This window comes from Nitrosospira sp. NRS527, from assembly GCF_018406445.1.
Classification (GTDB): Bacteria; Pseudomonadota; Gammaproteobacteria; order Burkholderiales; family Nitrosomonadaceae; genus Nitrosospira; species Nitrosospira briensis.
Map to the genome: position 1 here is coordinate 711429 of NZ_AP024515.1, position 19117 is coordinate 730545.

General features: G+C 52.8%; 13 protein-coding genes. 8 read left to right on the forward strand and 5 right to left on the reverse strand.

All coding sequences use genetic code 11. From position 1 onward, the window contains the following. The first annotated feature begins 3 nt into the window (after positions 1 to 3). Positions 4 to 483, forward strand: a complete 480-nt coding sequence (locus tag KJS40_RS03185; protein ID WP_025040314.1) for a peptidylprolyl isomerase — start codon at positions 4 to 6, stop codon at positions 481 to 483. Positions 484 to 881: 398 nt separating this feature from the next. Here the strand turns inward: KJS40_RS03185 and mutS are convergent, their stop codons facing one another. The 5 genes from mutS to KJS40_RS03210 form a co-directional block, all read right to left on the reverse strand. Next, the gene (gene mutS / locus KJS40_RS03190) at positions 882 to 3494 is read right to left on the reverse strand and encodes a DNA mismatch repair protein MutS (protein ID WP_213539697.1); all 2613 of its coding nucleotides are present in this window, start codon (positions 3492 to 3494) and stop codon (positions 882 to 884) included. Between the two features lie 341 nt (positions 3495 to 3835). Next, positions 3836 to 5377, reverse strand: a complete 1542-nt coding sequence (locus KJS40_RS03195; RefSeq protein ID WP_213539043.1) for an SIR2 family protein — start codon at positions 5375 to 5377, stop codon at positions 3836 to 3838. A gap of 309 nt (positions 5378 to 5686) precedes the next feature. Further along, positions 5687 to 8389: a glucosidase gene (locus KJS40_RS03200; RefSeq protein WP_213539044.1), complete on the reverse strand. Its 2703-nt coding sequence runs from the start codon at positions 8387 to 8389 to the stop codon at positions 5687 to 5689. Between the two features lie 6 nt (positions 8390 to 8395). Continuing rightward, complete coding sequence (locus KJS40_RS03205) at positions 8396 to 10438, reverse strand: amylo-alpha-1,6-glucosidase (RefSeq protein WP_213539045.1); 2043 nt, start codon at positions 10436 to 10438, stop codon at positions 8396 to 8398. 44 nt (positions 10439 to 10482) lie between these two features. Further along, positions 10483 to 11292, reverse strand: coding sequence for an inositol monophosphatase family protein (locus KJS40_RS03210; RefSeq protein ID WP_213539046.1), 810 nt, complete (start codon positions 11290 to 11292; stop codon positions 10483 to 10485). Between the two features lie 229 nt (positions 11293 to 11521). On the opposite strand from KJS40_RS03210, the gene KJS40_RS03215 reads away from it, so the two are divergent. The 7 genes from KJS40_RS03215 (at position 11522) to KJS40_RS03245 (ending at position 19070) form a co-directional block, all read left to right on the forward strand. Next, entirely contained in the window at positions 11522 to 12304 is a 783-nt protein-coding gene (locus tag KJS40_RS03215; protein ID WP_213539047.1) for an RNA methyltransferase, read from the forward strand. A gap of 288 nt (positions 12305 to 12592) precedes the next feature. Further along, positions 12593 to 13063: a Fe-S cluster assembly transcriptional regulator IscR gene (iscR, locus tag KJS40_RS03220; RefSeq protein ID WP_025040308.1), complete on the forward strand. Its 471-nt coding sequence runs from the start codon at positions 12593 to 12595 to the stop codon at positions 13061 to 13063. A 97-nt stretch (positions 13064 to 13160) separates the two neighbouring features. Continuing rightward, the gene (locus KJS40_RS03225) at positions 13161 to 14315 is read left to right on the forward strand and encodes a cysteine desulfurase family protein (RefSeq protein ID WP_213539048.1); all 1155 of its coding nucleotides are present in this window, start codon (positions 13161 to 13163) and stop codon (positions 14313 to 14315) included. A 362-nt stretch (positions 14316 to 14677) separates the two neighbouring features. Further along, positions 14678 to 15487, forward strand: coding sequence for a VacJ family lipoprotein (locus tag KJS40_RS03230; RefSeq protein WP_244859684.1), 810 nt, complete (start codon positions 14678 to 14680; stop codon positions 15485 to 15487). A 105-nt stretch (positions 15488 to 15592) separates the two neighbouring features. Further along, positions 15593 to 16000 carry a hypothetical protein gene (locus KJS40_RS03235; protein WP_213539049.1) on the forward strand — a complete coding sequence of 136 codons (408 nt, stop codon included), beginning with the start codon at positions 15593 to 15595 and terminating at the stop codon, positions 15998 to 16000. Positions 16001 to 16367: 367 nt separating this feature from the next. Then, positions 16368 to 17147 carry a Crp/Fnr family transcriptional regulator gene (locus KJS40_RS03240; protein ID WP_213539050.1) on the forward strand — a complete coding sequence of 260 codons (780 nt, stop codon included), beginning with the start codon at positions 16368 to 16370 and terminating at the stop codon, positions 17145 to 17147. 393 nt (positions 17148 to 17540) lie between these two features. Next, positions 17541 to 19070 (forward strand): cytochrome B6, encoded by a 1530-nt coding sequence (locus tag KJS40_RS03245; RefSeq protein ID WP_213539051.1) that lies wholly within the window; start codon positions 17541 to 17543, stop codon positions 19068 to 19070. Positions 19071 to 19117: the final 47 nt, after the last annotated feature.

Sequence of the window (19117 nt, forward strand, 5' to 3'; positions counted from 1 at the left end):
AATATGAGAATCGAAAAAGACAGCGTGGTGTCACTCAACTATAAATTATCTGATTTGGCCGGCAAGATCATGGAAGAGCCCGATGCGCCAATCAGCTACCTGCATGGAGGCTACGATGGAATCTTCCCGATGGTGGAAGAAGAATTGCATCGCAAGGAAGTGGGCTATAGTTGCTCAGTTTTGATGGAACCGGAAAATACTTTTGGTGAATACGATAGCGACTTGGTGCGAGTCGAGCCTCGCGATCTTTTTCCCGACAATGTAACGGTCGGAATGCAGTTTGAAGGAGGCGAAGAAGGTTCCGACGATGCCTTTATCTATACCGTAACCGATATTGCCGAAGACAAAGTGGTGGTAGACGGCAATCATCCATTCGCGGGCGTGACACTGCGCTTCGATTGTACAGTTACCGCAGTACGGCCCGCCACCGCAGAGGAACTGGCTCACGGCCACGTCCACGGTGCCCATGGGCACGAACATTAAACCTAAATCCGGTAGTTGACTGCTCAATAGATCATTGTCATGATTTCATATTATTTGACGCTCACTTCCGGGTGAGGGCGCTACGGGGTGAAGTGTACGGTTTTTGCGGTACATGGCTGCGTTGCAACTCCTTGGAGTGGAACGGCGCCCCGAAGCGTCGCCCGAGGGGCCCCGCGAAGCGGGGATCGGGCAGCGCAGGGGATGCCGCGATCGCGTTTCACACGCAAGGGGGTGCCTGCATCCCGCTTCGGGGTCGCACCTTCCTGCGGAAGGCACTGCTCCGCCCTGCGCGGTCGCATTCCGCGTCGTTGCGCCTTGCCCTGCACCCCAAAAACGTACACTTCACCCCGTCCAACTACCGGATTTAGGTTGAAGAGAAATTCGCGAACCCGCAGTAACTAGGACTGGTCTTTCTCTGCGGCTTTTTTCAGCGCATAGAGCTCTTCCAGCGCTTGCTTCGGGCTTAGCTCGTCCGGTACGATCGCGCGTAGCAGTTTGAGTACGGAGTGTTCGGGCAGGGTTTGCGGGTTTTCTTTTGCGGCGATTGATGCTGCCGCGAATAAATCCCGTTGTGGGTGTCTGCCAACCGCTTCTTCCTCAAGTTTCGCCAGATATTTTCTTGCTGTTCTGATCACTTGCTCCGGCACCCCGGCCAGCGCAGCCACTTGAAGCCCGTAGCTCTGACTTGCAGCGCCCTCATCGACCGAGTGCAGGAATACAATATGATGCTTGTGTTCCACCGCACGCAGATGCACGTTGGCGGCCTGCGTAAACTCCTCCGCGAGCCTCGTCAGCTCAAAATAGTGAGTCGCGAACAATGTGTAACAGCGGTTGTACTTCAATAGATACCTGGCAATCGCAAAGGCCAGCGCCAAGCCATCGAAAGTAGAAGTTCCCCGTCCTATCTCATCCATCAATACCAGGCTTTGTGCAGTGGCGTTATGCAGGATATTGGCGGCTTCCGTCATTTCCATCATGAAGGTTGAGCGTCCCCCGGCCAGATCATCGGAAGCGCCGATACGGGTAAAGACCTGATCCAGCGGACCGAAGCGCGCATTTTTTGCCGGTACGTAGCTGCCGCAATGTGCGAGTAACGCAATCAGTGCGACTTGTCGCATATAGGTGGATTTCCCCCCCATGTTGGGGCCGGTAATGACGAGCATTTGCCGTCCGGCATCGCCGCAAGCGCCGAGTCGGACATTGTTGGCGATGAAATTTTCCACCTGTTTTTCCACCACCGGATGACGGCCCGCCTCAATTTCAATAGCGGCTTCATCGGTGAAGGTCGGCACGATATAGTCCAGGGCCAGTGCGCGTTCGGCGAAGGCGGCTAATACATCCAGTTCGGCAATACTGCGGGCGACCTGCTGCAAGTGACTGATATGCGGCAAAAGCCCTTCCAGCAGCTCATCATATAAAAGCTTTTCCCGTTCCAGCGCGCGGTCCTGAGCGGAGAGTGCCTTTTCTTCAAAAACCTTGAGCTCTGGCGTAACATAGCGCTCGGCATTCTTCAGCGTTTGTCTTCTACGGTAGTCCTCCGGGATTTTCTCGGTATGCGCGTGCGTCACTTCGATATAAAAACCATGCAGCCGGTTGTATTCCACTTTGAGATTCGAAATGCCGGTGCGCGCTTTTTCCCGTGTTTCGAGTTGCAGCAAAAATTCACCGCAATTGTTCTGTATGGCGCGCAGCTCATCCAGTTCGGCATCATAGCCATCCGCGATCACACCGCCTGCGCGTAGCACAACCTCCGGCTCTTCGCGCAAGGACGCTTCCAGAAGCCCGACAAGCATCGCATCCGGGGTCATCGATCGCGCCAGCGCGGCAATATGTTCGCCAATTCCGTTCATGACTTCAGCAATAGCGGCGACATCAGCAATAGCCGCAATCGCTTCCGGCAAGCGTTTGAGACTATCGCGCAATCCGGACAGATCCCGTGGACGGGCCGATCTCAGCCCGATGCGGGCGGTGATACGCTCGATGTCGGCTACCCGCTTGAGGCATCCTCGAATGGAAAGGTATGGTCCTGAGCCCGCTTCGCCGATTAAAAACGACACGCTATCAAGCCGGTTCTGAATCGCTGCCCGGTCGCGCAGGGGATGATGCAGCCAGTGCCGCAACAGACGGCTGCCCATATTGGTCGAGCAGGTATCGAACAGGGATAACAGAGTGGGCGACGCACCACCAAGTATGGTTTCGGAAATTTCCAGATTACGGCGAGTGACAGCATCCATGCGCAAATAGGCGTCGTCCCGTTCCACTCGCAATGCCTTGATATGGGCGATACTGCTGCCTTGCGTGAGGCGGGCATATTCCAGCAGCGCACCAGCCGCGCCCAGCGACGAATGCAGGCCCTCGCAACCGAAGCCGGAAAGGTCATGGGTTCCCAGTTGGCGGGAGAGAATGCGAACAGCAGCCTCGACGTCGAACTGCCAAAAGGGCAGACGCTTAAGAGATGTTTTGGCTGCACCTGCACCGTTAAGCCCGGCAGGCGTATCCAGCGAATCCGGCAAAAGAATCTCCGCTGGCTTCAGGCGTTCAAGCTCGCTTGCCAGATTATCGAGTGATGTTTCCAATACCCAAAATTGCCCTGCCGCCAGATTGAGCCATGCCAACCCCAGCGTTGTTTCATGCACGCACAGGGCAAGTAAAATGCTTTCCCGTTTTTCATCCAGCAACGCCGAATCGGTCAATGTTCCGGGCGTGATAATCCGCATGACCTGGCGTTCTACCGGACCTTTGGACGTAGCGGGATCGCCGGTCTGTTCACAGATTGCCACCGATTCGCCAAGTTTGATGAGTTTTGCCAGATACTGTTCGGCGGAATGATAAGGCACACCCGCCATCTTGATCGGCTCGCCCGCCGAGGTGCCGCGCCGGGTCAGGGTAATGTCGAGCAGCTTGGCCGCTTTTTCCGCATCTTCAAAGAACAGCTCGTAGAAATCCCCCATGCGATAAAACATTAGCATGTCGGGATGCTGCGCCTTGATGCGGAGATATTGCTGCATCATGGGAGTATGATTTATTAGTGCCATCTCTGGGAACTTAAAACTGGCTGGACGTCCAGTGTTTGACACGTTTACGCCATTCATACTTCACGAATGTTTTTTGAATAACGTCGAGGATCGCGGCAACATAATCGCCTTGCTATGAATAGGGTATGTATTTGCGAGTGTATAGATGTGCCTGAAAATGTTTTTGGACCTACGGTCTGGCATTAATTCTGTAATTGGATCTGCTGCGTGGGGAACAAGAGATCTATAAAACCACGATAAGAACTTCAATTTGAAAGTGGCAGCTATTCTGCTCGCCCTCTAGGGAAGTTGCTTTAGAGAAATACTTTACTTTGAAATCAATCCCACCCGTAATATAACCTATCGAACAAGCACGCAAGTTTTCGAAAGTATGTTGAATAGCTTGATGTTGAATCGAAGTTCCGAAGGTTATCAAGCAGAAAACGATTTACCAAAGGAAAATTGAACTTGTCTTTCGGTAAAAAAGCCAAAAAAATCGCCGCTTTTTCAGGCGGATTTGTTTCGATTATTTCTTCCGCATTCTTATTCTTTTCTGTCCGAACAAAGGCTTTTGCATACTGTTTCGTAATATAGGACGTGAGGTCTGGCAATACGTGACGATCTACTTGGAATTTGGAGGCTTTGTATTTTTCGGCTGAATCGATACCACATGCTTTTAGGTATTTGAAAATGGGGACATACGTTGCGCCACGACCAATGGAAGGTATGGAAGTTTCAAGTAATTTTCTAGCGTCAAACTTCTGGTCTTCTATTAATCCGTCCTCAAACAAATCAAGGAGAGAGATACCTTGATAGCCAAGTTGGCTTGCTAGTACGCTGGCTACTCCAACGCCGACAACAAACTCAATGTCCTTCTTATTATCGAGGTCGTCAATATCGGCGACGAATAGCTTTGCCTCCGGCGTTGACGACTTCACCAGTTCATATAGCTGTTCTTTACAATAGCGCAAAACTCTTGCGGGAATGCGGCGTTTTACCTCATCGAGCGCCTCATACACGGGCACGTAAGACTCGGTTCGGATAATGGTAATCGGAATTTGGCCTTCGTCTATCGTCATGTAAGTCTGGCTATATTCAGATTCATTATTTTTCTCTCGTTGAACAAAAACAAGGTTATTTTGCAGTTTTTCAAGCTTATCCTCACCAAGGACAGAAACGATCGATTTCAGCAGCCCGCGTATGTTTGGATCAGTTAACGAGTAGCCTATAAAAACAATCGGATGTTCAACAAAAAGGGTTATGAGTTTTGCAGCTAAGTATGGATTCTTGTTGTCAAACTCTGTGTAATCTTCTTTTGTCAGCACGAGAGAAGCAGGTCTTGACGCCGATCCGTGTATTTTGTAGATCTCTGCAATTGACTGCGGATTTGAAAATAGGAGCTCGCTTTGGCCGATGAAAATTTTATAATCGGGGAATAGCTTTTCGAGCAATAGATCCCAATTTGTTGTGATAACGCCATCCACGTTTAGACGCGACAGTATTTCAATTTCTTCCTTATGTTTCAATGCCATAAGGTCGGTGAGCGAGATTGAATTCAAATAGGCACATATTTCAATCCGCAATGCAGAGGTTCGATCCTTCGCCTTCGCTTTGTGTTTTTCTCTACTGACTTCATAAGCTGGACTAGTCCACCAGAGGTTATGAAAATCATCTGCCATGAGCGAAGCGACAAGAGAAAGGTCTTCATCTGCGGTTGAAAAGTAATACTCGAAAGGCCGCAGCCCTTCAGAAAATCGTCTTAGCAGCCCTTCCCAGTCTTGAAGACCTAGATAGCGCTGAGAAAAACCAGAACCCACGAATAGGAAAGGAGAAGATGGAGCCGTTCGAAAATGGCTGATGAGTTTCTGTTTTAAATCCATCTTATTGATTTAGGGTTTTCAAAATATAGTGGTAGCGAGTTGAAACAGTAAGCAGATCGAGCTTCAGTATCTAGTGTAGTGAGTCACTCTAATGGAAACATAAGAAAACGTTCATCTATGCGGGTTTAGGAGAATTATAAAGTTCTCGCGAGAATGACTCATTACATTAGCACTTTTGGAGGGGAATAACATTTATTGCTAGGTTCTCTCAGAGAAAGAAAAAATGAGAAATTGCCAAAACTTTAGTATTGCTACATCATAATTTTGACTTATCCTAAATTGACCATTTCCCCAGTCCTTCCTATGCTATTACCGTTCAGGTGGGGAAGTGGTTGCCTGCTGCTTCCAGAACTCCGGTATGTCTGCATGATAGCGACGCAGCACGAGGTTCGCCACCAGCCCGCTCCAGCCGGTTTGATGGGCAGCCCCCAGGCCTTGGCCCGTTTCGCCGTGAAAATATTCATGAAACAGCAGCAGGTCGCGCCAATGCGGATCGGTCTGATGCGGGCTGTCGACAGGAAAGGCCGGAATCAGGTCGGATTCGTCACGGCGGAAGATATCTGCAAGCCGCTCGGCCAGCAAATTGGCGGCGTATTTGAGATTAATCTCGTAGCCATTCAGGCAAGGTGCCGGAAAAGTAAAGGCGTCGCCCAGGTAACGATACATTTTTTCGATTGCCTGAACCAATAAATAGTTGGTTTGCATCCATATCGGCCCACGCCAGTTGGAATTTCCGCCGAATAGTCCAGAGTCGGATTCCCCCGGCTCATACCGGATGACGGCGCTGCCGATACCGGGAATATGGCCCAGATTCCGGTCCGTGGCATGGCGTTTGGAGACGCTGCGCATGCCAAACGGGGAAAGAAACTCCGATTCGTTAAAAATACGCGGCAGCATTTTCACCAGCATGGAAGGGGCCACCACCGACAACAAGTGCTCCCCGCGCTCATTCGTATCTGTCGGGCAGGCGCAGATGATGCTTCCGTCAAACATACCGCCTTTATGCTCCCAGAGGAGCGCATTGAAGCGGGCACAATTTGCAAGCAGCCGCGCGTCTATCACCTCGCAGGCAAATAGCGGAATGATGCCAACCCAGGAAAATACATCGATACGATGTATGTCGCCATTCGGTTCGACCACGAGATCCTTGAAGAAGCCATCCACATTGTCCCATAGCGATACGCCCGCACCGGTATGACCGGCAATCGTATTGGCAATCGCCAAAAACTGGCTGTAGGACTGAATTGCAATATTTTCATAGGCTGGGTCTTCAACGGTGATCTCCAGTGCCATCACCGTGAGTTGCAGGGAAAACATCGCCATCCAGCCGGTAGCGTCGGCTTGCTTCAACGTATAGCCGGGCGGCAACGGCCGGGAGCGATCGTATACCGAAATGTTGTCCAACCCGAGAAAACCGCCTTCGAACACGTTCATGCCGGTGGTATCCTTGAGGTTGATCCACCAGGTGTGATTCAGCAATAGCTTGTGCAGCACGCGTTTGAGAAAAGCAGTATCGCCTTTGCCGCGCTGTACCCGCTCAGCGCGAAATACCTTGAGCGCACCCATCGCCTGCACGGGGGGGTTCACGTCGCCGAACGCCCACTCGTAGGCCGGGATCTGGCCGTTGGGGTGCAGATAGTTTTCATTCAGCAGCAGTTCGATTTGCTCTTTCGCAAAATCAACATCGACGAGCGCCAGCACTGCGCAATGAAAGGCGAGATCCCAAGCGGCAAACCAGGGAAATTCCCAAGTGTCCGGCATGGAAATAACGTGGCTTGCCTTGAGATGACTCCAATTGTGGTTGCGTCCATGCTTCCTCGACGGCGATGGGGTGGCTCCGTCGCCTTTCAGCCAGTCGGAAACATCATAGTGAAAGAACTGCTTGTTCCATATCATGCCTGCTAATGCCTGGCGCAGGATGCGCTTATCCTGACCGGTAGCATCAGGTAGTAAGGCCTTGAAAAAAGCATCCGCTTCTGTGCGACGCTGGGCAAAAATCTGCTCCTGGTCCGCGAATGGTTGAGGCAGAAGTGTGGCCGACAGCACCAGGTCGATCATTCCGGTCCCGCCTGGCTCAATAGTGAGTTTGTGCACTGCGCCGAACTTGGTTCCCTGCTGCGCCGGATTTACTGCTGTATGTTCACCATCCACCAGGTAGCGATGAAATGCATCTTTGACATAGGACTCTGCATTGGGCGCGCCCCACAAGCGGGAGCTGTTGCTCTCATTTTCGGTATAAAGGAGGTTGGCGTGCTGCCGCCCGTAGAGATTGTAATTTCCGAGCGCCGGATGCTCAGCCATGACTGCCCAGGCAGCGCCGTCGGGTGCGGGCATGGCGTGCAAGACCGGTTTCACTTCGTCTTTTCCCGACCACGACCAATAATTTCGAAACCAGAGTTGCGGCAACAACCATAGGATAGCCTCGTCTGGCCCTCGATTACTGGCGAGTATGCGGATGCGTAACTCGTCGGGAGATGCCTTTGCGTAGAATACTTCCACGTCCCAATAGCGTCCATCGGCGAAAGCGCCGCTATCGATCAGACCAAAAGGAGGATCCTTGCGGGAACGGCGAGCGTTTTCATCCACCAGTCGAGCATAGGGGAATGGGGACTGGGGATATTTATAGAGGTAATGGAGCCAGGAATGCGAAGGTGTCGCGTCAAGATAGAAATAGCATTCTTTTACATCTTCGCCCCGATTGCCCTGGTTGCCGGTAAGGCCGAAAGCGCGCTCTTTGAGAATGGCATCCTTGCCGTTCCAGAGCGCCAGCCCGAAACAGAGATGCTGTGCCTCGTCCGAAATTCCACCGAGACCGTCCTCGTTCCAGCGATAGGCGCGGGAACGGGATTGGTCGTGATCAAAATATTCCCAGGCGGTGCCATCCGGGCTATAGTCTTCGCGAACCGTGCCCCAGGCGCGCTCGGACAGATAGGGTCCCCACAAACGCCAAGCTTCTCTGCCTTGCCGCTGATTCTCCAGCCGTTGCCGTTCGGCATCCAGTTTCGTGGACATTGACCATTACTCCTCTTCTTTTGCCGTGCTTTCTTTCCCCATCGATCGAGCACGCTCCAGCTTGACCCAGGCTTCCAGCACGCAGGCCACACTCCATGCCTGTGACGGGGCGCCACGCGACGCATGAGGCGGTTCGCCGTCGAAAATTTCCGATATTGTACCCAGCCCCGCATCCAGCAAGTGATCACGAAAGGGAGCCAGGCGTGATTGAGCCATCTCGGCATCGCCCGTGACCCGGTACTCCGCCATCGCATAGTGAGGCAATAGCCAACTCCAGGCCGTACCTTGATGATACGCGGAATCTCGTTCCCATACACCGCCTCCATAGCGGGGACGGTAACCGGGATAGTCCGGGGACAATGAGCATAAACCGTAAGAAGTGAGCAAATGCCGCCTTGTCTCGGCCACTACCCGCGTCTGCGCCTGTGGCGCAAGCGGGGAGTGGTGCAGGGTCACTGCCATGATCTGGTTGGGACGCACGCTGCCGTCATTGCCCTCCGGGCCGTCCAGCACATCGTACAAACCCGCGTCCGCCTTCAGAAAACGGGAAAAACCGGTTTGTGCCCGCGCAGCCAGCGTTTTGAAGACTTGATTCTTTCTTTCCAGCAAGCGGCTGAATTCCGTCATGCACATGAGCGCGTTGAACCATAGCGCGTTGATCTCCACCGGTTTTCCGCACCGCGGCGTGATCACCCGATCGTTCACCTTGGCATCCATCCAGGTCAGTTGCATGCCGGGTTCGCCCGCACGCAACAGGCCATCCGCGGAGTCGACAATGATACCGTGGCGGGTGCCGCGCACATGCCACTCCACCATCGCCTGGAGTAAGGGATAAATTTCCCGCAGTGCCGCGATGTCATGGCTGGTGGCGATATAGGCGCGCCAAGCCTCGAAGTACCATAGCGCACCATCGACAGTATTGTATTGCGGTAGTCCGCCACCATCCGGGAATGTATTCGGGAGCATGCCCTGATCGATAAAACGGGCAAACGTCATGAGGATGTTCCGGGCAGAAGCATGGCGTCCGGTAACAAGCATCAACCCTGGCAGCGCGATCATCGCATCGCGTCCCCAGTCGCTGAACCAGGGGTAGCCCGCGATAATCGATTCTCCGCGCTTCTGCTTGTTTCCCTCTTGTTCCTTCAATGGCCGCACTATCGGGAAACTGTCTGCGGCCACGACAAGTTGATGGATCCATGGCGGTGCACAGCGTAATTCCTGTGTTTGCGCCACGGCGGCTGCCAGCCGCGCGGCATCATGAGCGCGGCGCCGCAACAGCAGGGTATCGCAGTGCGGCGGAGAACCATCCGCCAAGGTCGCGATCAGGCCGCTCCATTTGACGCTCAACCGCAAATGCAAATGCGCAGCACAAAAGTGCGTGTCGCGGTCCGGAAGCCCCCGCTCGCGTTCCCGCGGAAGGTCAAAATCCTTGATCCACTGATGCCTGCGGAAGAGTTGGCCATCATGGGTATGAAAATGCAGCGGCGGTCCACCGGGGTGCCTGACGCTGATATGCTTTTCGTCGCCTTCAATTGCAGGGACGAATTTGTGCGGCTGGCTTTCGCCATGATGATCGCGGCTATTCACGAGCAGGTCGATGCCGAGATGCACGGGACGCTCCACGGCATGAATCAGGCGCCAGGCAATACAAGTGGTCTGCTCCTCCCGCTCCATCCAGATGCACTGTTCCAGAATCAGATCGCCAACGGCAAAGCGCCAGACCGGTATACCGCCATCCAGTCCGAACGATTCGATATGTATGAGCCCCTGGGGCTCAACCGCTCCACTGCCCCAGCAATTGGTAAACAGCGGCCAGCTACGCTCGTTGTCATGCAACGTAGCGTCGGCTTTGGCAAAAACCAGGCGACGGCCGAGAGGAGGATGTGCGGCAGCGATCAGGAGACCGTGATAACGACGTGTCAGACATTGCGCAATCGTGCCGCCGGCATATCCGCCGAGGCCATTTGCAAGCCACCATTCACGCCGGCTGGCTTGGTCAAGATCGCAGCAGATGGCACGGCCGAAGTGAACGAATTTGGGCAGTTCCATTTTCGCTACTTCAAATGCATGAGGACTCCTTTCCGCTCGTGTCTTTAGTTCGTCTTCAGTTCGGCTGTCAGATGCGGTGCAATCACCTGCAACAACTGTCCGAAAATCCTGGGATTTCCCGCAAGCACGTTGCCGCTCTGCAAATAAGAGTCGTTGCCTTCCATGTCACCCACGAGCCCGCCGGCTTCGGTAATAAGTAGGCAACCGGCAGCCATGTCCCAGGGAGAGAGCCCAAATTCCCAGAAGCCGTCATAGCGTCCCGCGGCCACGTAGGCCAGGTCCAGCGCGGCCGACCCTGGGCGGCGAATGCCGGCGACCCTGGGCATGATATCCTTGAACATCGCAAGATACGCTTCAGCATGCGTAAATTCGCGAAACGGAAAGCCCGTGCCAATCAGGGAATCAGCGAGCTGAGCGCGCTTGCTCACACGTAAACGATGATCATTTAGATAGGCTCCCGCACCACGGCTAGCGGTAAATAGCTCATTGGCGGCCGGGTTGTAGACAACCGCCTGAAACAGTATGTTTTTATGCATCAGTCCGATGGATACCGAATAATGCGGAAAGCCGTGGAGAAAATTGGTGGTGCCATCGAGCGGGTCGATAATCCATTGGTACTCGGACTTGCCCGGATCACCTTGAGCGCCGCTTTCTTCTGCTAGAATGGAATGATTCGGGTAGGCATCCAGCAGTATCCCGATAATGGCTTCTTCAGCCGCACCGTCCACTTCACTGACAAAATCGCTGTGCGCTTTACGCGAGACGTGCAGCAAATCGAGATTCTGCGCGGCACGATTGATGATACTGCCTGCGCGGCGTGCGGCTTTTACCGCAATGGTGAGCATAGGATGCATTGGCTGGATTCAGAGTTGGACGAGCGTGAATCTTAACCTAAATCCGGCAGTAAGGCGGGGTGGAGTGCTCGATCTGTCCTGTAACGGTTCAGCTCAGCGGGCAAAGTGAAGGTCAAGTGGCACAAAAAGTCTTTGCTCTGCACCCCAAAAACCGTCCACTCCACCTTGTCTAACTGCCGGATCTAGGTTGAACTGAAATGAGCGATCAATTGCCTTATCCGGACTTGATATGAATCTTACCGATCCACTTGACAATGTTCGCGTGGTATTAAGCCATACCAGCCATCCGGGCAATATCGGCGCGGCCGCGAGAGCGATGAAGACAATGGGGCTGGATTCGCTCTATCTGGTGAATCCCAGGTCGTTTCCCGACAAGGAAGCGGAAAGACGCGCCGCCGGCGCGTGGAGCGTGCTCAATAATGCCAAGGTTTGCCGGAATCTTGACGAGGCTCTAAGCGGCACGGTTCTGGCCGCGGCAATTACCGCGCGCCAGCGCGATCTTTCGCATGAAGTTTTTGATGCCCGCCGGGGAGCGCAGGAACTGCTCTGTCATGCGCGGCAAAATCCGGTAGCACTGGTTTTTGGTACGGAAATGTCCGGTCTGACTACGCCGGAAGTGAGCAAGTGCCAAATTATCCTGCATATTCCCGCGAATCCCGAATATTCCTCCCTTAATCTCGCCAGCGCCGTGCAATTGATGGCGTATGAATTACGCATGGCGCTTCCATCGATCGAGCCTTTATCAACGGCTGGCGTGCCAGCAGGCTTTGATGAAATCGAATTACTTTACCATCACCTGGAGCGGGTAGCGATCAATAGCGGTTTTCTGGATCCGCAGCAACCAAAACGTTTGATGCAGCGAATTCGACGGATGTTTGCCCGCACCCACCTGGAAAAGGACGAAGTCAATATTTTGCGCGGTATGCTGGGTGCTTGTGAAAAACAGATGCAGGCCGCGCATCAGCGTATTTCTTCGAACGGCTCGACCGCTACTCCGGGAAATCTGGATTAGAACCTGTAGTCATCTGGCAGCCTGTCGGACTTCCCTATCTTTGTCCTCGCCCTCATCATCCAATTACTTTTGTTGCGACGCACTCCCCACGAACCAAGCCAGAGGTTATCAGGCCGGTAAAGGGGAGAAAAGTTGACAACGGTCAAGTTTGATTCAAATTAGCTAAATAGCTGAACAAAATAGTTGACCGGGATGGAGGGGATTTATATACTTGACTAACGTTGTCGGGTATTAAGCCGATAACTCCAGCAGATGTTAATTTGGTATAAATCCTTATTGGAGCAGAAAATGCGATTAACGACTAAAGGGCGTTTCGCGGTAACCGCGATGATTGATCTTGCGTTGCACAGCGCGCAGGGGCCGGTTACGCTGGCGGGTATCAGCGAACGGCAGAAAATTTCGTTGTCCTATCTGGAGCAATTATTTGGAAAACTGCGTCGTAATAAGCTAGTGGGTAGTGTGCGCGGACCGGGCGGCGGCTATCGCTTGACGAAACCGATGAACGAGGTATCCGTAGTCGACATCATTTTTGCGGTGGATGAGCCGATCGATGCAACGCAATGCGGAGGCAAGGAAAATTGCCACAACGATCAGCGTTGTATGACCCACGACCTGTGGGCCACTCTTAATGCCAGGATACGAGATTATCTGGCATTGGTTACGCTGGATCAACTCGTGGCAAATCCAAAGGTGAAGGATATTGCTGTACTGCAAGACATGAGGGCCTGCAAGAAATCTCATGAAACGGTCCTGGCTTGAGTGAGGGCTCATATCTACAAACGGCTCATATCGGCGAAGGTAGAATCCGATCCAAACCAGATTTCCCAAAAATCAGTATTTGCCGGGGGCGGAGAAAGTGACTTACGCTTATTTCGACCATAACGCCACGACCGCGGTTGATGACGCAGTGCTGGATGCAATGCTGCCATATTTTCAAAAAGAGTACGGCAATCCTTCCAGTCGTCATGCGCCAGGCGTGGCTGCCCGCCGCGCAGTGAATCAGGCGCGGGAGCGGGTGGCGGATTCGGTAGGCGTGCAGCCGGCGCAGGTTGTTTTCACGAGTGGCGGGTCGGAAGCGAATAATCTGTTCATCCAGGGAGCGGCAGGTTACCTGAAGCCGGCGCGAATTGCCGTGAGCGCGGTTGAGCATCCCTGTGTGATGCGATCCGCCCAGGCATTGGTCCGGAATCCGTACGGATGGAATTTGCATCGATTGACAGTGGATAGCCTGGGACGGGTAGATGTGGCCGATCTGGATAATGCCTTGCCGGAACGGCAACCCGGCCTGGTATCGGTAATGCTCGCAAACAACGAAACGGGCGTTATTCAGGATGTAGCGGCGATTGCCGAGAAAGCGCGATCACACGGCGCCTGGGTTCATACCGACGCGGTACAGGCGTTCGGCAAAATTCCTGTGGATTTCGCTTCGCTCAATGTGCATGCGCTGACGTTGTCCGGCCACAAGATTTATGGACCCAAGGGCGCGGCGGCGTTGATTATCGATAAACGGTTATTACTTAAGCCCCTTATCTATGGTGGCGGTCATGAGAATGGATTGCGCTCCGGTACTGAAAATGTTCCTGCCATTGTGGGACTTGGCGTGGCCTGTGGATTAGTCAAGGCAAGGATAGCGGAAAGAACGGGGCACATTTCGGCGTTGCGCGTCCGACTGGAGCAAGGGTTGGTTGAGATGGGCGCTGTTATTTTCGGGTTAGGCGCCGCGCGTTTGCCCAATACCTGCTATTTTGCATTGCCTGACATCGAAGGCGACACGCTGGTCGTGCGCCTCGACAAAGCAGGTTTTGCAGTCGCCAGTGGAGCGGCTTGCTCCAGCGTAAATCCCGGCAGAAGCCATGTCCTGGACGCCATGGGGGTGGAATCCGCCTTGGCGCGCTGCGCGGTGCGTGTAAGCTTGGGCAGTGACAATTCAGCGGCACAGGTGGAGGATTTTCTTAAGGCCTTAAGTAGCGTGGTTCAGGAATTAAAGCAAATGAACATGGCCTCGATTTGAGTACTACCTTGATTATGGATGGGCTCCTGGTGGGATTTATGGTTGAGCGCGGATCACGGCATTTGTCTTGAATGCCGGTCTCTTCCGGGTCCGCCCGTATCGTAGTCTTACAACTGCAAACTGCAGAATGAGTCGATGCTTAGTCTATCAGTCGAAAAGATGATTGACGGTATATTTTCCGTTCTCGCCGGAGGTACCAGGAAGCGTTAACGGGGAAATATTGTCTTCCCGGAATAATTGAATAATCTTACCCGTTATCTGACTGTTTATGGTTATACTCTGATCTCATCCAGAGGGAATCGATGCCTCACTGATTCTCGGAAGTTCTAATCAACCGTGTCATTTCACTTAATTATCCAATCGTGAGACATAATTATTCCACTTCCCTCCTGTTGTTGATATGCATGGCGCTGCTATCGGGTTGCGCTACCACACGCCCGCACGATCAAAGTGCAGAGTCGTTCGATCCGATCGATCCTTACGAAAGAATGAACCGCAAGTTCTATACGTTCACCGATGTACTTGACCGAAAGATCATGGAGCCGGTTGCCGATTTCTATATCGATTACCTGCCCAATCGTGCACAGCGGTCCGTCGGGAATTTTTTCGACAATCTCCAATATCCGAATGTCATTCTGAATGACTTCCTGCAAGGCAAGGTACGTCAGGGATTTCGGGATAGTCTTCGTTTTGCTATCAATTCGACCATTGGCGGCGTTGGACTCTTCGACGTGGCGTCACCTATGGGTTTGGCGCAGCACGACGAAGATTTTGGGCAAACACTGGGTGTATGGGGTGTTGATGCAAAAACCTATCTGTTTGTTCCTCTGCTTGGCCCCAGCAGTAACCGCGATGCACCGGGGATTCCTGTCACCGTCCTCACCAATGTTCTCTTTTGGACCGGTATTTTCGTAATCGGCGCACCTGTTACCGTGCCGCTTGGCGTTCTCGGTGCCATTGACAAGCGGGCGAGGCTGGCCGGCCCCATGCGCATTCGTGACCAGGCAGCGCTGGAGCCTTATCTCTTTGTGCGCGATGCGTACTTGCAGCAGCGCAAGCACGTGATTTATGACGGGGAGCCGCCACCCGAAGCTTACGATCAACCCGCCGAGGATCAGTCTGAGGATAAATCTGCCGATAAATCGGCGGATGTAGCTGCGGATAAATTATAGTAGCACCGAAGGTACCCAGGGGTGTTTGCGCGATGATATCGCAAACACCTCATCTTCCAGGCCGGGTTTCGCGCGATTATTCACCCGGAGGCGGATATTCAAGACATGAGCGAATTCGACCCCCGAGTTGTGCTTGCCGTCCCTCCGGCGGACCTCGTCCGTCTTACACACATCATTTATTTACTGCATGGTTTCAGCGTCCTGATGGGTATTCTAGGGCCGGCGCTTATCATTGCGACATTTCTCAGCGGCTGGCCTTCAATTATCGCTGTGATCCTTAACTATTTGAAGCGTAAAGAAGTACGCCACACTTATCTTGATTCCCATTTCCGCTGGCAAATACAGACGTTCTGGTATGCCTTGCCCTGGTTGGTCATTGCGGCAATGCCTTTTGCAACAGTCATCGGTATCACATTTGCATACATACTCGCGGTAGGCACGGGTATCTGGGTCATCTACCGCGTCAGGCGCGGCTGGATGGCTCTTAATGAGGGCAGGTCCATGCCGCGTTGAACCGGCATCCTTCGAATCAAAGCATTTCCTACGGACCCGCTGCACGCCTCAACTCAAGTTTGTACGGCTGGGCCGGGTATGCTCGATTCTTGCTTATCCCATATGATTGATGGTTTTACTGCCATCATAGTCACCCCGAATTTTCTTCCACCGATTTGATCCACAGAGGCCTTGTACCTATGTGTGTCGCCGTACAGAACCACCTGATCCCGGGTATTAATATTCTCACCAACCTGAGCTTCCAATGGCAGAGATGGTGTCCTGGAGCACGCGCCCAAAAGCATCAATACATCGCGGCTAAACGCATACTCTCGGCCGGATGGCGAGACGTATTCTTTCAATACCAGAACCGATATCGGGATTTATCATGCCTCCGCCTCAAAGCCCCAAGCAGAACAGAATGCTGGCAGCACTTTCCCTCGCGGATTACACACACCTGCTACCCCTCCTTGAGCTGGTATCGATGCCGGCGGGTTACGTAATTTACGAGATTGGGTTCCCCATAAGGTATCTATATTTTCCGACAACCTGCATCGTCACGCGACTATATGAGACGGAAAGCGGTGCGTGCACGCAGATTGGTATCATAGGTAACGAAGGTTTGGCCGATATTTCTGTTCTTTTTGGCGGCGAAAGCAGTCATGCACGCGTAATAGTACAGAGTACAGGTGAGGCCTATCGAATCAAGGCAGGCTTATTAAAAAGCGAATTTGAGGCGGGAACCGAGCTACGACATCTTCTCTTGCGTTTTGCACATGCGCTGATGATCCAGACGGAACAGATAGCGGTTTCAAATCGATATCATACTGTCGATCAGCAGCTTGCCTACTTTCTGCTGATGAGCCTGGAGCGCCTCTCGGGCAATGAGCTTCACATCACGCATGAACAGGCTGGGATTATGCTGGGAGTACGCCGGGAAAGCGTAACGGTAGCGGCGAACAAACTACACATGGCCGGCGCGATTCATTGCAGACGAGGCCACATCGCGATAGCGGACCGCAAACAGCTGGAAGCCAGCGCGGGCGAGAACTACAAGATCGTAAAGGAAGAGTATGAGCGATTGCTGGAAACTTATCTATCGTCTGCCACCCATTTTGGACGGCTTCCCGAGAAACAATTCAAGCGGTTTTTCCAATCAATCGAGTAGATCACGAATTTTCCCGAACATGACGGTTGAACATTGGAGAAAGAGAAAGGCGTCTACTGTCGAGCATGAGGTCAAAAGAGAATGCTCAATCCCCGGCGGCTTGTCGGATTTAAAGGAATCGGCTGCAAAAGCATCTGGCCGATTCATATTTCGCCGCTTTTGCGGTCAATAGGATAATTATGGGCTTTCAAAATCCTCAAAATCTGCCTTAGGCCAGCCACTTTTTCACTGCGATTTCTTCAAGCCTGACAGGCTGCTAGTGTGCGGTTTCGCACAGAACTGCTCTCAGGGGCATGGGACTATCCATATTGACTAATTAAACGTGTGGGATATCCGAAAAAATGGCCGTGAAGAGTTGATAACGCTTTCCGCAATCAAGAAGGGAGATCTATCATGAAAAGATTGGGTTTTCTGGTGTTCGGCTTGGGATTGGCCACGGGAAGCACTTTCGGTCAGAACGATTACGATACCCGCTCGGCAGATCCACAATCGCAGGATGCTGTCGTCCGCGCTCAGACTGCACGTGAAACACGCGTTATCCGGCCCGAACAGCAGAAGAATGAGCATGACCGTTCCAGCGAGTTTTCCGCCACGAATACGATGCCTTCTTCACCCGCTTTTGAAAACCAGCCAGACAAGGGAAAAACACTGGGATTCGAATTTTATCGTGATCCCCTGAACGCGAAAAAGCCAATGCAGACCTTCGAGGAAACCATGAAAGCCGATGTGGCCGCTCGTCCCAAGGTCATGAAAACACAGCGAGAACTTCTCCTGCGGCGATACGATTTAACCCCCCGGCTTGATAGAGAAGCGAAAATGTCGCGTGGAAAACCTCTGGCTGTTGGGCCGACCGCGCGTCTACCGGCGGGAATGACCTGGCAAAAATTAGCCGACATGTCTCCGCCAGAAATACGGGTAAAAAATATGTTCCCGTATCCGGCGTTACCTCATCCGAAACAATCCCCAGGGGGACAAGTCTTCACCCAGGCTCAAATCGACATGTTCCCACGCCTGGAGCGGTTTGACGTCGAACATGATTTGCCCGAAGCATTTCTTCCGGAATTCCCTCCGGCCATGTTTCTTCAGAACCGGCCTGAACTAGGGGACGTCTCGCGGGGCGAAGTGGTATCGATCAACAATTATTATCGCCTGTTCAAGGATATTTTGACGCCAGTACAACTGGATGGTTTGAGGATGTTGCTCACCCCTTTCCCGCAGGAAGAATTCAACCCGACGGACGATCGCAAAAGTGCCCAACCCAGCCTGGGAGTGACTTGTCTCGACTGTCATATAAATGGTCATACGACAGGGCAGTTTCATCTCAGCCCCGATATCCGGCCCGAGGAGCGGCGTTTCCGCCTCGATACGGTCAGCTTGCGCGGGTTATTCAACCAGCAGATTCATGGTTCCAAGCGCAGCCTTCGTTCGGTGGAAGACTTCACCGAGTTCGAATTCCGTACCGCCTACTTCAATGGAGACGCGATCCATTCGATGAAAAAGGGCCTTACGATATTCGATCGAATTCACGTGAGTCATATGGCGCAGCTTCAGAATATGCTGGATTTCCCCCCCGCGCCAAAACTCAATACGCAAGGTCGGCTCGATCCGTCCAAAGCGACCGCACATGAACTTCGCGGTGAGAAAGTTTTTTTCGGGAAAGGCCAGTGCGTGAGCTGTCATCAGCCGCCCTCTTTTCTTGATCAGCAAATGCACGACCTGAAGCTCGAGCGCTTCGTAAACGAGCCAGGAGACGGGCCAATAAAGACCTTCACGTTGCGAGGCATCAAGGACAGTCCCCCTTATCTGCATGATGGCCGTTTGCTGACCCTCGAAGATACGGTTGAATTCTTCAATCTCGTGTTGCAGCTCAAACTGACTGATGAAGAGAAATCCGACCTGGTAGCTTATATGCGTCAACTCTAGTTAATGCTTTGCAACGTCGGGCGCAGGAGAAAAACTGGATTTATATG

Coding starts and splice junctions, on each gene's coding strand:
- KJS40_RS03215 (WP_213539047.1), top strand. CDS start 11,522: ATGAATCTTACCGATCCACTTGACAATGTTCGCGTGGTATTAAGCCAT.
- KJS40_RS03205 (WP_213539045.1), bottom strand. CDS start 10,438: ATGGAACTGCCCAAATTCGTTCACTTCGGCCGTGCCATCTGCTGCGAT.
- mutS (WP_213539697.1), bottom strand. CDS start 3,494: ATGATGCAGCAATATCTCCGCATCAAGGCGCAGCATCCCGACATGCTA.
- KJS40_RS03200 (WP_213539044.1), bottom strand. CDS start 8,389: ATGTCCACGAAACTGGATGCCGAACGGCAACGGCTGGAGAATCAGCGG.
- KJS40_RS03195 (WP_213539043.1), bottom strand. CDS start 5,377: ATGGATTTAAAACAGAAACTCATCAGCCATTTTCGAACGGCTCCATCT.
- KJS40_RS03210 (WP_213539046.1), bottom strand. CDS start 11,292: ATGCATCCTATGCTCACCATTGCGGTAAAAGCCGCACGCCGCGCAGGC.
- iscR (WP_025040308.1), top strand. CDS start 12,593: ATGCGATTAACGACTAAAGGGCGTTTCGCGGTAACCGCGATGATTGAT.
- KJS40_RS03240 (WP_213539050.1), top strand. CDS start 16,368: ATGCCTCCGCCTCAAAGCCCCAAGCAGAACAGAATGCTGGCAGCACTT.
- KJS40_RS03235 (WP_213539049.1), top strand. CDS start 15,593: ATGAGCGAATTCGACCCCCGAGTTGTGCTTGCCGTCCCTCCGGCGGAC.
- KJS40_RS03245 (WP_213539051.1), top strand. CDS start 17,541: ATGAAAAGATTGGGTTTTCTGGTGTTCGGCTTGGGATTGGCCACGGGA.
- KJS40_RS03185 (WP_025040314.1), top strand. CDS start 4: ATGAGAATCGAAAAAGACAGCGTGGTGTCACTCAACTATAAATTATCT.